This window comes from Bradyrhizobium sp. USDA 3650, from assembly GCF_054057395.1.
The window spans coordinates 3,726,417-3,739,547 of the sequence record NZ_JBSRZG010000001.1 but is presented as its reverse complement, the minus strand read 5'-3'; the positions used below and the strand labels follow the sequence as shown (position 1 = coordinate 3,739,547).

The 13,131-nt window shown below is 65.3% G+C and carries 8 protein-coding genes; 5 read left to right on the top strand and 3 right to left on the bottom strand.

What is annotated here, in order from left to right; all coding sequences use genetic code 11:
• Positions 1–7: 7 nt before the first annotated feature.
• Positions 8–487, top strand: a complete 480-nt coding sequence (locus ACVIN2_RS17310) for a secondary thiamine-phosphate synthase enzyme YjbQ (RefSeq protein ID WP_456769742.1) — start codon at positions 8–10, stop codon at positions 485–487.
• Between the two features lie 61 nt (positions 488–548).
• Here ACVIN2_RS17310 and ACVIN2_RS17305 read toward each other — a convergent pair whose 3' ends face one another.
• Positions 549–2,174, bottom strand: a complete 1,626-nt coding sequence (locus ACVIN2_RS17305) for an MFS transporter (RefSeq protein ID WP_456766462.1) — start codon at positions 2,172–2,174, stop codon at positions 549–551.
• Between the two features lie 343 nt (positions 2,175–2,517).
• Between ACVIN2_RS17305 and ACVIN2_RS17300 the strand changes: the two genes are divergently transcribed.
• A complete protein-coding gene (locus ACVIN2_RS17300; RefSeq protein ID WP_027515287.1) occupies positions 2,518–3,189 on the top strand; it encodes a response regulator in 672 nt (223 codons plus the stop codon).
• A 1,091-nt stretch (positions 3,190–4,280) separates the two neighbouring features.
• Here the strand turns inward: ACVIN2_RS17300 and ACVIN2_RS17295 are convergent.
• Positions 4,281–7,121, bottom strand: a complete 2,841-nt coding sequence (locus tag ACVIN2_RS17295; protein WP_456766461.1) for an ATP-binding protein — start codon at positions 7,119–7,121, stop codon at positions 4,281–4,283.
• A 197-nt stretch (positions 7,122–7,318) separates the two neighbouring features.
• Between ACVIN2_RS17295 and ACVIN2_RS17290 the strand changes: the two genes are divergently transcribed.
• The 3 genes from ACVIN2_RS17290 (at position 7,319) to ACVIN2_RS17280 (ending at position 9,441) form a co-directional block, all read left to right on the top strand.
• Positions 7,319–7,738, top strand: coding sequence for an organic hydroperoxide resistance protein (locus tag ACVIN2_RS17290; protein ID WP_456766460.1), 420 nt, complete (start codon positions 7,319–7,321; stop codon positions 7,736–7,738).
• Between the two features lie 37 nt (positions 7,739–7,775).
• On the top strand, positions 7,776–8,807 hold the full coding sequence (locus ACVIN2_RS17285) for an alpha/beta fold hydrolase (protein WP_456766459.1): 1,032 nt from the start codon (positions 7,776–7,778) through the stop codon (positions 8,805–8,807).
• 130 nt (positions 8,808–8,937) lie between these two features.
• A complete protein-coding gene (locus ACVIN2_RS17280) occupies positions 8,938–9,441 on the top strand; it encodes a cytochrome P460 family protein (protein ID WP_456766458.1) in 504 nt (167 codons plus the stop codon).
• 10 nt (positions 9,442–9,451) lie between these two features.
• Here the strand turns inward: ACVIN2_RS17280 and ACVIN2_RS17275 are convergent, their stop codons facing one another.
• Positions 9,452–12,961, bottom strand: coding sequence for a PAS domain-containing hybrid sensor histidine kinase/response regulator (locus ACVIN2_RS17275; RefSeq protein ID WP_456766457.1), 3,510 nt, complete (start codon positions 12,959–12,961; stop codon positions 9,452–9,454).
• Positions 12,962–13,131: the final 170 nt, after the last annotated feature.

Here is a 13,131-nt window from a genome sequence, read left to right as displayed (position 1 = left end):
GACCCTCATGACATCAGCCAAATCCATCTCGCGCTCGGAGCCGTCGTCAGGGCTGGCCACCACCATCGCGTCGTCGCTGCTGACGGTGCAGACGCCGGGGCGCGGCTTCATCGACCTCACCGCCGAGGCGGCGCGGTTCATCGCCGACGTTCATGCGCGGGACGGCGCGCTGACGTTGTTCGTCCGTCATACCTCGGCATCGCTGACCATCCAGGAGAATGCCGATCCTTCCGTGCTCGTCGATCTCACGACGGTGCTGGCGCGGCTCGCGCCGGACGATGAAGATGCAGGCTGGACTCACGACACCGAAGGGCCGGACGATATGCCGGCGCACATCAAAACCATGCTGACAGGGACCTCGTTGCAGATACCGGTCCTGGGTGGCGCGCTTGCGCTGGGCACCTGGCAGGCGATCTATCTGATCGAGCATCGCACCCGCCCGCATCGGCGCGAAATCGTGCTGCAATTCATCGGCAGCAATCAGTAGGGCCAAAACAAAACCGGCCGCGGAGACCGCGGCCGGTTGGTGTTGTCGATCGGTGCGTCGATCAGGTCGACTTGATATCGACGTCCTTGGTCTCCGGCAGGAAGAACAAGCCGATCACGACGGTAATCGACGCGAAGATGACCGGATACCAGAGGCCCGCATAGATATCGCCCGTCGAGGCCACGATGGCGAAGGCGGTCGCCGGCAGCAGGCCGCCGAACCAGCCGTTACCGATGTGGTAGGGCAGCGACATCGAGGTGTAGCGGATGCGGGTCGGGAACAGTTCGACCAGCATCGCGGCGATCGGGCCGTACACCATGGTGACGAAGAGCACCAGGACGAACAGCAGTCCGACGACCGCGGCCACCTGCGGACGGAAGATGTCGAACGGGTGCGCCATCTTCACGATGCCCGCATCGCCGGGCTTCGGATAGCCGGCTCCCTGCACGGCGGCGAGGACTGCCGGGTTGCCGTCCTTGGCGTTGGCGTAGGCAACTTCCTTGCCGTTGACCATCACCTTCACGCCGGAGCCTGCCGCACCCGGCGTGGTCGAGTACTTGACCGACGACTGCGACAGATAGGCACGTGCGGTGTCGCAAGGCGAGGTGAAGACGCGGGTGCCGACCGGGTTGAACAGGTCGCCGCAACCCGTGGGATCCGCCACCACGTCGACCTTGACCGTCTCGATCGCTTTTTCCAGCGCCGGGTTGGCGTTGGTGGTGATCATCTTGAAGATCGGGAAGAAGGTCAGCGCCGCGATCAGGCAGCCGCCGAGGATGATCGGCTTGCGGCCGATCCTGTCGGAGAGCATGCCGAACACGATGAAGAAGCCGGTCCCGAGCAGGAGCGACCAGGCGATCAGCAGGTTGGCAGTGTAGCCGTCGACCTTGAGGATCGATTGCAGGAAGAACAGCGCGTAGAACTGGCCGGTGTACCAGACCACGCCCTGGCCCATCACGCCGCCAAGCAGCGCCAGCAGCACGAGCTTGCCGTTCTGCCAGTTGCCGAAGGCTTCCGTCAGCGGGGCCTTCGAGCTCTTCCCCTCGTCCTTCATCTTCTGGAAGATCGGGGATTCGTTGAGGCGAAGCCGGATCCAGACCGAGACGCCGAGCAGCAGCACGGAGACCAGGAACGGAATGCGCCAGCCCCAGGCCGCGAAGTCGGGTTCGCCGAGCGCGGAGCGCGTGAACAGGATCACCAGCAGCGACAGAAACAGGCCGAGCGTCGCCGTGGTCTGGATGAAGGAGGTGTAGTAGCCGCGCTTGCCGTTCGGAGCATGCTCCGCGACGTAGGTCGCCGCACCGCCATACTCACCGCCGAGCGCCAGGCCCTGGGCGAGACGCAGCGCGATCAGGATGATCGGGGCCGCGATGCCGATGGTCGCCGCATTGGGCAGCAGGCCGACGATGAAGGTCGACAGACCCATGATCAGGATGGTGACGAGGAAGGTATATTTGCGGCCGACGATGTCGCCGACACGGCCGAACACGATCGCGCCGAACGGGCGCACCAGGAAGCCCGCCGCGAAGGCCAGCAGCGCGAAGATGTCGCGGGTTGCCGGCGGATAGGCCGAGAAGAACTGCGCGCCGATGATGCCGGCCAGCGAACCGTAGAGATAGAAGTCGTACCACTCGAAGACGGTACCGAGCGAGGAGGCGAGAATGACGAACCGTTCGTCCTTCGTCATCCCTCCCGCGCCTGCTTGAGACACAGCCATTGTCGACATGTTGAGTCGCTCCCCGAAAAATCGTTTCCTCGCGCCTTGGATGTTCGGTCATGCCGGATCAACCCAAGCCTTGCCCCCAAGGTAACATTGGCGTGAAACCCGCCCCAATACGACTTTCGGCCTTTCGCACTGACGCGCACCTGACGTCGCGGGCGGTCCATTCGGCAACATAGTGCCGGCCTGTGGATTAACCCCGTTGCCGCAAAGGGATAATGTCCGCTTGCATGCCACGGCTGGTCGGGAAACAATTGACCGAGGCCCGGCGCCGGCTTACTGGCCCGGTGCGACCGCCAGCAAGAGAACGATGAACGCTCCCTCGACCCATCTCGTCATTGCCGATGACCATCCATTGTTCCGCGCCGCGCTGCGGCAGGCGGTGGCGGGCGTCCTGAGCTCGGCCAAGATCGACGAGGCTGGATCGTTCGAGGATTTGACCAAGCTTTTGGAACAGACCTCCGACGTCGACCTGATCCTGCTCGACCTCTCGATGCCCGGGATCTCCGGCTTTTCAGGCCTGATCTATCTGCGCGCGCAATATCCGGCGATCCCGGTGGTGATCGTCTCCGCTTCCGACGACAGCGCCACGATCCGCCGCTCGCTTGATTTCGGCGCTTCCGGTTTCATTCCGAAGCGGTTCGGCGTCGAGACCCTGCGCGACGCCATCCTCAAGGTGATGGAGGGCGACGTCTGGGTTCCCGCCGACACCGATCTGTCGGCCGTCGCCGATCCCGACATGACGCGCCTGCGCGACCGGCTGGTGACGCTGACGCCGCAGCAGGTCCGGGTCCTGATGATGCTGTCGGAGGGGTTGCTCAACAAGCAGATCGCCTATGAGCTCGGCGTCTCCGAGGCCACCATCAAGGCGCATGTCTCGGCCATCCTGCAAAAGCTCGGCGTCGAAAGCCGGACCCAAGCCGTGATCGCCGCCGCAAAGATCGCCGGCGGCCAATGGAAGCAGGGCACCCCGACGGGGTGAGCATGGAGCGAGGGCCTCCTGCAGCCTGTAGCCCGGATGAGCGAAGCGACATCCGGGACCGCGAGTGCGGCTAGCTAGCAAAAACCCCGGATATCGCTTCGCTCATCCGGGCTACGGGACCGCGCCTGTGTCGCCCCCTGTCAATCCGCCGCCGCAAAAATATTCCACTTTACCGAAATTCGGTTTTGGCGTATGTCTCGCCCATCCCGGCTCATCCTTGAGGGGCGATCTTGTGGTCGTCACGTTCGCGAGCCGGGCTTGCGGTGGACGCGGCAGCGTTCGGGTGCGAGGAGTCGGGCAGGGCGGATTGCTCTCCGTGAGCCCAAAACTTCGTTCCGACGAGCGGCGCTGCTAGGCTTCGTCTCGTCTGTAAGTTTCCGGCTCCGTCGACAGGGCTGGGAATACTGCGGCGAAATGGCGGGCCGTGCGTACGGCAAAACCGTGTGGTCCTGGCCGTCGTTGCTACGGTCAAGCTCTTGCGGATGCGGCATCTGCGCCAACCGGCGCAGTGTCGGCGACTTCTGTGAGAGTGAGGGAGGCCAGCAGGAACTCGGCTCCCGGGAGAGCACGGCATAAGCCGTCCAACCATCGCGCAGGGAAGGCCGAGTGATTGGCTACACCTGTATGCTGCTGTGCGGTTTTCCTGCGTGTGCTTTTCGCGCAGCGGACCGCGGGTGCCAGCCGGCACCCGGCCTTCCCTGCGCCCTCTTGGCTTTGAGGGTGGAATGACGAAGCAAAGCTCGGGCGAAACGCGCCGCGAGGATGCGAAGCTGTGTCTGCATCGAATGCGAGCTGGAAGAGTGCCGCTGCCGCCTCATACTCCGTCATTGCGAGCGCAGCGAAGCAATCCAGTCTGCCGCCGCGGAGGGATTCTGGATTGCTTCGCTACGCTCGCAATGACGATGTGGAGAGAACGGACGCCCGACTCCACTCTCATGCCCCGGACGCAGCGCAGCATCCCTTCGACGGTGCGCTGCAGAGCTGGGGCCCATCTCCGCCGCACTGTGCCATGTCGCGGCTGGGTCCCGGTTCTGCGCAGCAACGCAAGAGCGTTGCTGCGCGCCCGGGACACGAGAGGCACGGAGTCCGCCCTATAATGTCTGCAACAACATGTCGGCGGCCCTGATATCGGCTGTCTCCGAACCCTGGGCGAAGCCTTCATACGCCAATTGAAGCCGCCGCTTCGCTTCCTCGCGCCGGCCGCGTTCGGCAAGGAGACCGGCGAGATCGATCGCGGCCCGCAGCTCCCAGGCCTTGGCGCCTTTGTGACGACTCAATTCCAGTGATTGGACGAAGTGGGCTTCTGCCTGATCAGCGTCGGGCTGGGGCCCGGCCAGGAGAACCCTTCCCTTCATGCGCAGCAGCTCGGGCATGTACAGATGATCGCCGCTTTGCTCGACGGTGCGGATCGCGTCGTCAATCAGCCCCGCACTCCGCTCGATCTGCCCAAGCGCCATCAAGCCCTGAACAAGCGCGATGTTGAACGTCGTGGTGAGCAGCTCGTAACCGGCATCGTGGAGCTCACGCAGACACGCCCCGATCGTCTCGACGCCATCCGCGGCATCGCCGCGCCGGATCGCCAGTTCGCCTTTGACGCCGCGGCCGACCGCAAGATAGGGGCCCATGGAGCGCCATTCGGCATGGGCGATGAAGCGGTCGATGTTCTCTTCCGCGGCATTGAGGTCTCCGTTCCAGAGATCGATCGAGACCGCCCAGATCAACGCAATGCAGAGCGTGATCGGATGGTCCATCTGCGCGGCCTCGACGACCGTCTGCCGGGCCAGTTGCAGCGCATCCGCGGGGCGGCCCTGCAACCAGAACTCGCGCGCGAGCGAGATGCCGGCCCGGTTGCGGTGATCGAAACCATAGACGGTGCTGATTCGCTCCGTGCCCGGCCCATGCCAGGCGGTCTCCAGCATCGTCAGCGCGTCGCGATGCTCGCCGGCAAGATGCAAGGAGACACCGAGGAGCGAGTGGGCGAGAGCGAGCGAGGCGGCATCGCCGAGCGTCCCGGCGACCGTGAGGCTTTGCTGCGCATAGCCGAGCGCGGCGTCGAACTGTCCCATCCGCTCGTGGAAGATATGCATGCGCCCGAGCAGCTGGAGCTGGTTCGGTGCGTCGCCGCGCGCCTCGGCGATCGCAAGGCTTCGGCTCAACGCGGCACGCGCCGCTTCGCTGCCGCCGCGCGTGAACATCAAAGTCAGTCCGAGCGCGGCCTGGATGTGCATTTCCTCGGCGCCGCCGCGCGAGGAAGGATCGATCGCAAGCAGCGCCCGTTCAGACCAGCGCCGGCACTCGACCAGCAACGACATCGCGAGAAAAATTGGCGCCGCAGCTGCGGCAAGTGCAATGCCGATGCTGGCATCGCCGTCCGTGCCAAAACACCAGTCCAGCGCCGCGCGCACGTTGTGAAGCGCGGAGAAGTGGATCGCGCGCTCGTCGGCGCTCGGCACCGTGGCCCATGTCGTGCCGGCCTGCTCCAGCCATTGCCGGTAATAGGTCGCGTGGCGGGCGGCGAGCGCCGCGTCATCAGGTTCGATCTCGAGCAGATAGGCGCGCGTCGTGTCGAGCAGACGGTAACGCATCATGGCGCCAATCGGCCGCGCCGCGACCATCGATTTGGCCACCAGGCCGTCGATGGCGTCGAACAGGCGGGAGCGGTCGACGCGTTCGTCCGGCACGATCTCGAGTGCGGCGTCGATAGTGAAGTGACCGGCGAAAACCGCGAGCCGGCGCAGCACCAGGCGCTCGATGTCGGACAAGAGACCGTAGCTCCAGGCCAGCGTCGCCTGCAATGTCTTCTGTCGCGGCGGCGCCGTGCGCTGGCCCTGCCAGAGCAGATTGAGGCGCTCGTCGAGCATGGCCGCGGTCTGCTCCAGGCCGTAGGCTTCCACCCGGCCGGCGGCGAGTTCGATTGCCAGCGCCATGCCGTCGAGCTTGCGGCAGATCCCGGCGACGATCGCTGCATTGGCATCATCGAGCGCGATCTGCGCGCCGCCGGCCGTGGCACGTTCAAGGAAGAGTTGAAGCGCGGGATAAGTCTGCGCTGCGGCCGCCGTCAGCCCGGGATTGTCGGGCGGAACGGCAAGCGGCGCCAGCCGATAGACCTGCTCGCCCTCGACCCGCAGGGCTTCGCGGCTCGTCGCCAGAACGTAGATATTCGGTGCGGCGTGGAAGATCTCGGCGGCCAGCGGGGCTGCGGCTGCGATGACGTGTTCGCAATTGTCGAGGATCAGCAGCATCCGCTTGTCCCGGAGATGCGCGAGCAGCGCAGGCAGGGGGTCGTCGGTTTGCGCCGGCAAGCCCAGCATCAGCAGGATCGAGGTGATCACGAGATCGGGATCGCTCAGCGCGGCAAGATCGACGAAATGTGCGGCGTCGGAAAATGTCGCGAGCAGATCGTGAGCAATCGCAACCGCAATGGCGGTCTTGCCGACGCCGCCCGGGCCGGCGATCGTGACGAAGCGCGAGCCGATGAGCCTGTCGGAGACAGCGGCGACCGCATCGTCGCGCCCGACCATCCGTTGCAGCCGGTTCGGCAGTTTGACGGGCGGCAATTCCGTTCGCGATGCGGTGCGCCGCTCTGCCGGGATACTCGCCTGCGAGATCGGCGCCACGAAGCAATAGCCGCGGCCGGAGAGTGTGGTGATGTAGCGAGCACCGTCCTTGCCGTCGCCAAGGACCTTACGAAGCGCCGCCACGTGAAAGCGCAGATTGGCGTCCTCAACCGTCATGCCGGGCCACACCAGCGCCATCAGATCATACTTGCTGACGACCTGGTTCGGCCGCGACATCAGTGCGAGCAGCGTGTCGAAGGCCTTTGCACCGAGCGGCAGCGCGACGCCGTCGCGCGTCACGAGTCTTTCATGCGGCGTCACAGTGAATGGCCCAAACGAGAGGGTTCCCGTTGCGGTAACGGCCGGCTCGGTCATGGCGGAATCCTGATCCTTTCGAGCGCACCGGATAGCCAGATGATCGCAATCCGGCAAGGCCGTCCCTCCGCGATCAGACCGCGAATGCAGGCCCCCCGTGAGGCCCGCGCGCCGAGACCTCACAACTTCTCACAACTCCCAACGGGTGTGTCGCGGCAGCCGCTGCTAGTCAGTTGTGCGACGGCAAGGAGACCTTCATGACCCAAGCGGCAAAGTTGCTTTACACAGCCCGGACCCGCACCAGCGGCGGGCGACAGGACGGGATATCGCGCAGTTCCGACGGGCGCCTGGATGTCAAGCTGTCGCCGCCGGGCGGCACCGGCATCGGCACCAATCCCGAGCAATTGTTCGCGGCCGGCTGGTCGGCCTGCTTCGAGGGCGCGATGGAGATCGCAGCCCGCAAGCGGAAGATCGAGCTCCCCAGGAAATGCGCGATCGATGCGGAGATCGACCTCGTGCTCGACGAGGGCGCCTATTCGCTCAGGGCTCGCCTCGATGTCAGCCTGCCTGGGCTCGATCGCGAGATCGCGCGCGGGATCGTCGATGAGGCGCATCAGAACTGTCCCTATTCCAAGGCCGTCCGCGGCAACATCGACGTCACTCTCGCGCTGATCTGACGTCACCACCTCAAACCATCAACAAGGTAGCAACAACATGAAACAGATCATCGATCAGCACCGCCGCCAGTTTTTCGGTATCGCCGCGGGAACCGTCGCCGCCGGCCTTGGCGTGATCGGCCTCGCCCGCGCCGAATCGGAAGCGCCGCGCTCCGTCGCAACGAATGCGTCGTTCGGCGCGATCAAGCAGATCGATGCCGGCGTCCTCAGCGTCGGCTACGCGGAGGCGGGTCCTGCGAACGGCCCCGTCGCGATCCTGCTGCACGGCTGGCCCTACGACATTCACGCGTTCGTCGACGTCGCGCCGATCCTGGCAAAGGCCGGTTATCGCGTCATCATCCCTTACCTGCGCGGCTACGGTTCGACGCATTTTCTCTCCGCCGAGACGCCGCGCAATGGCGAGCCGGCAGCAATGGCCGCCGACATCATCGCGCTGATGGACAAGCTCGACATCAAGAAGGCGGTGGTCGCCGGTTTCGATTGGGGCGCGCGCACCGCCGACATCGTCGCCGCGCTGTGGCCGGAGCGCTGCCGCGCGCTGGTCTCGGTCAGCGGCTATCTGATCTCCAGCCAGGCTGCAGGCAATGCGCCGCTGCCGCCGTCGGCCGAGCTGCTATGGTGGTACCAGTTCTACTTCTCGACCGAGCGCGGCCGCGCCGGATACGAGAAGTATACGCATGATTTCGCAAAACTGATCTGGAAGCTGGCTTCGCCGCAGTGGAAGTTCGACGACGCCACCTTCGACCGCAGCGCGGCGGCGCTGGACAACAAGGATCACGTCGCGATCACCATCCACAATTACCGCTGGCGGCTCGGGCTCGCCCAGGGCGAAGTCAAATACGAGGAGCTCGAAAGGAAGCTTGCGGCAGCTCCGGTGATCAGCGTCCCAACCATCACGATGGAAGGCGACGCCAACGGCGCGCCGCATCCCGATCCAAGCGCCTACGCCAAGAAGTTCTCGGGCCGCTACGACTATCGCCTGATTACCGGCGGCATCGGCCACAATCTGCCGCAGGAAGCACCGCAAGCCTTTGCCAAGGCCGTCATCGACGCCGACGGCGGCGCCTGAGGATTTTGGCAGCACCTCGGTCCGGCAAGGGGCCGGAAAGGCTGGACCGAGGCCTGACATGCGATCGCAGTTCAATGAAGCATCAGCGAAAATGAAATCCGAGAAGTCAAAATTTCCATCCTCTACGGCGATGATCGTGCTGGCCGTGCTCCTCCTCGTCGTTGTCCTGACCTGCGTGCCGTATCTGGTCACGATCGCATTCGCGCAGGGCCCGGCGGAGGCCTCGCCGATCTTCGGCGTCACTGTCCCGGAAGGCTACAAGCGGTGGGAGCTGATCGCGCCGGCCGAGGAGGCGGCTCCCTTGGACGAGCTGCGTGCCGTCATCGGCAACAGGACCGCGATTGATGCCTATCAAGGCGGCAAGCTTCCGTTCCCGGATGGCACAATTCTGGTGAAGCGTGCCTGGAAGCGGAAACAGTCGCCCGAATTTTCGTCGGCGACGATTCCTGGTGAGGCCACCACCGTCCAGGTGATGGTTAAGGATTCCAAAAAATATGCCTCGACCGGCGGCTGGGGATTTGGTCGCTTTGTGAACGGCAAGCCGGTCGACGAGGCCCAGCATCGCACCTGCTTCGCGTGCCACGAAGCTCGTGTGAAGAGTCGCGACTACGTGTTTACGAGGCTTGCGCCTTGAGCGCGGAGTTTCACTCCGCCGCCACCATCTGCTGCGTGCGCCATTGGCCGAGCAGGGCGCGGAGCGAAGCCGGCTTGACCGGCTTGTTGAGCACCGCGACCTTTTCGTCGCGCGCCGCCATTTGTACGGCGGGGCTGCGGTCGGCGGTGATCAGGATCGCGGGAATGCCGTCACCGAAGCGGCGGCGGATGTCGCGGATCGCGGCGATGCCGTTGCCGCGGTCGAGATGGTAGTCGACCAGCAGGCCGGTCACGCGACGGCCGGCGGCTTCGATCGCGGCGATCGCGCCCTCGGGATCGGCGACCGCGATCACCTCGGCGTCCCACGCCTTCAGCAGCGTGCGCATGCCGTCGAGGATCGCGGCGTCGTTCTCGATGCAGACGATCAGGGTCCCCGAGATCGAGGTGCGTGCGAGCGGCGTCGCACTGGTCACAGCCGCGGTGTGGGTGATCGCCTTCGCCGTCGGCACCGTCACGGAAAAAACCGAGCCGCCGCCGACATTGGAATCGATGGCGATGTCGTGCTTGAGCACGCGCGCCAACCGCTCGACGATCGACAGGCCAAGGCCGAGGCCGCGGGCGATCCGCGCGCCCTGCTCGAGGCGGTGGAATTCCTTGAAGATCTCGCTACGCTTGACCGTCGGAATGCCGACACCGGTGTCGTAGACGCAGATCTTGAGCGAGGCGCCGCGGCGGCGGCAGCCGACCAGCACGCGTCCGCGCGGGGTATATTTGATCGCGTTGGAGATCAGGTTCTGGAGCAGCCGCCGCAGCAGCAGACGATCCGACTCGACCGGCAGCGAGCATGGCACGAAGACGAGCGCCAGATTCTTGGCGCGTGCGATCGGCGCGAACTCGATCTCCAGCGAGCGCATCAGATCGGCCATCTTGAAGCTCGAGATCGAGGTCGTCATCGCGCCGGCGTCGAGCCTGGAGATGTCGAGCAGCGCGCCGAGGATCTCCTCGATCGCCTGGAGCGATTCGTCGATGTTCTCGACCAGCCGCGTCTCCTCGCCGCTGTGCTGGCGCTCGACCAGGCTCGTGACATAGAGCCGCGCCGCGTTCAGCGGCTGGAGAATGTCGTGGCTGGCGGCGGCGAGAAAGCGCGTCTTGGAGATGCTGGCGTCTTCGGCCGCGCTCTTGGCCAGAGCCAGCTCGGAATTCAGCCGGGTCAGCTCCTCGGTGCGGTCGCGCACCCGCTTTTCCAGCGTCGCATTGGCCCGCTCCAGCGCTTCGGCCGCCTCGAACGTGGGCGTGACGTCGGTGAAGGTGATAACGAAGCCGCCGCCGGGCATGCGGTTGGTCAAGATCTCGATCACCATGTGGCGGTCGGGCAGGCGCTCGAGATAAGGCTCGCCGTCGGTGGTGTAAGCCACCAGCCGGCGCTCCAGCATGGCCTCGCGCTCGATCGGATCGGCCGGCTCGCTCACGCCCATGAATTCCAGGATTTCACGCAAAGGCGTGCCGAACTGGATGAAATGCGGGGGAACGTTGAGGAGATCGCCGAACTGCCGGTTCGAGCAGATCAGTTGCAGATCGGCATCGAACACCGCGATGCCCTGGCGCACATGGTTGAGCGCAGTCTGGAGGATCTCGCGGTTGAAATGCAGCGCCGCATGGGAATCGTCGAGCAGCTTGAGCGCAGCCTTCGCTGACACCGTCCGTTTGCGCAGCAGCAGCGACATCACGAGACGCGAGGAGGCCGCGCCGATCGAGGAGGCAATCAGGTGCTCGGCGTGCTGCAGCAGCTCGAAATCGGCCGGTGCCCCGGACTCCAGCCGCACATTGCGCCGCGCGGAGAAGGCCTCGAACGAATGCCGCGCCCGGTCGGGCCCGAGATATTGCGCCACCGTGGTCTGGATGTCCTGCACCGTGACGGTGGTGCGCCAGCGCCGGAAGTTCGGGGAGATCGGCGCGAGGGTGTTGGGGACGAACAGATCGGCCTGCACCAGCTCGATCGAAGACGGCCGGCGCGCCAGCGACAACAGCACGTAGGTGAGGATGTTGAGCGACAGCGACCAGACCACGCCGTGCATCAGCGGCGGCAAATCGGCGCCGAACAGCGCCTGCGGCCGCAACGCCTCGATCCCGAACGGGCCGTGCTGGAGCAGCAGGATGCCCGCCGTCGACGTATCCATGAAGCTCGGGATGAACAGCGTGTAGAGCCACACCGCGAAGCCGACCAGCATGCCGCCGATCGCGCCGCGCGCGGTCGCGCGCCGCCACAGCAATCCGCCGAAGAAGCTTGGTGCAAGCTGGGCGATGGCGGCAAAAGACAGCAGCCCGATCGCCGCGAGCTGGGTGTTGCCGAGCGCGCGGTAGTAGAAATAGGCCATCACCATGATGGCGAAGATCGCGAGCCGGCGCGAGCGCAACAGGAAGTCGCTGAAATCGGCGCCGCCGGTGCGCCCCTCGGGCCGTCGTTGCAGCACCAGGGGCACCACGAGGTCGTTCGAAACCATGATGGAGAGCGCGACGCATTCGACGATCACCATCGCGGTCGCCGCCGACAGCCCGCCGACGAAGACGGCGACGCTGAGCAGATCCGCGCCGCCTTCCATCGGCAGCGCCAGCACGTACATGTCAGGATCGGCGGCGCCGAACGGGAAGCTGACGAGGCCGGCGAACGCGATCGGGATCACGAACAGATTGATGGCGACGAGATAGAGCGGGAACAGCCAGCGCGCGCGGCCGACCTCGGCGTCCGAGGAATTCTCGACGACGCTGACGTGGAACTGGCGCGGCAGCAGCATGATCGCGCACAGCGACAGCAGCGTCATGGTCAGGAAGTTGCCGATCGACGGCGAATAGTTGATGACGCGCACCGCCTCCGGCGTCTTCATCGCGCGCTCGATCAGTTCGTGCGGCGAGAACATCCAGAACGTGACGAAGATGCCCGCGGCGAGGAAGGCGACCAGCTTGATGATGGATTCGGTCGCGACCGCCAGCATCAGGCCGTGCTGGTGTTCGGTGGCATCCGTCTGCCGCGTGCCGAACAGCACTGCGAAGGCCGCCATTGCCAGCGTGACCATCAGCGCCACGTCGCCGACGATCGGGATGTGGGAGAAGGCCTGGTCCTCGCTCAGGATGGTTTCGAGCGAGGAGGCGACCGCCTTGAGCTGCAGCGCGATGTACGGCACCGAGCCGATGATCGCGATCAGCGCGACGGTTGCCGCAACCGCCTGGCTCTTGCCGTAGCGCGCGCCGATGAAGTCGGCGATCGAGGTGATGTTGTGGGCCTTCGCGAGCTGGATCACGCGGCGGAGGACGCCGGCCCCTAACCCGATCATCAGGATCGGGCCGACATAGATCGCGAGGAAGTCGGTGGAGGTGCGGGTGGCGAAGCCGACCGAGCCGAAGAAAGTCCAGGAGGTGCAGTAGATCGCCAGCGACAGCGGATAGATCAGCCCCGAGGCGCGGCCGCGCCCGGCCGGCGAGCGGCGGTCGCCATGGCTCGCCACCAGGAACAGAAAGCCGATATAGCCGAAGGCGGCGGCGATCACGCCCCAATCGTGCAGCATGGCGAGCGTGCTTCTCCCGGGGCGCGCGCGCACTGGCCGCGCCCGATCTCATTTTCCCTGTAAATCTAGCGCGTTGGGCCGGTGGAGGCGACAGCGAAATGTCGTGGGGGCGCGGGAACTGGGGGTGTCGTTAAGGTGCAAACCCCCAGCGTCGTCCTGGCGAAAGCCAG

Bases quoted from the DNA above. Each gene is read 5' to 3' on its own strand.
- ACVIN2_RS17305 (WP_456766462.1), bottom strand. From the start codon at position 2,174: ATGACGAAGGACGAACGGTTCGTCATTCTCGCCTCCTCGCTCGGTACC.
- ACVIN2_RS17300 (WP_027515287.1), top strand. From the start codon at position 2,518: ATGAACGCTCCCTCGACCCATCTCGTCATTGCCGATGACCATCCATTG.
- ACVIN2_RS17290 (WP_456766460.1), top strand. From the start codon at position 7,319: ATGACCCAAGCGGCAAAGTTGCTTTACACAGCCCGGACCCGCACCAGC.
- ACVIN2_RS17310 (WP_456769742.1), top strand. From the start codon at position 8: ATGACATCAGCCAAATCCATCTCGCGCTCGGAGCCGTCGTCAGGGCTG.
- ACVIN2_RS17285 (WP_456766459.1), top strand. From the start codon at position 7,776: ATGAAACAGATCATCGATCAGCACCGCCGCCAGTTTTTCGGTATCGCC.
- ACVIN2_RS17275 (WP_456766457.1), bottom strand. From the start codon at position 12,961: ATGCTGCACGATTGGGGCGTGATCGCCGCCGCCTTCGGCTATATCGGC.
- ACVIN2_RS17295 (WP_456766461.1), bottom strand. From the start codon at position 7,121: ATGACCGAGCCGGCCGTTACCGCAACGGGAACCCTCTCGTTTGGGCCA.
- ACVIN2_RS17280 (WP_456766458.1), top strand. From the start codon at position 8,938: ATGATCGTGCTGGCCGTGCTCCTCCTCGTCGTTGTCCTGACCTGCGTG.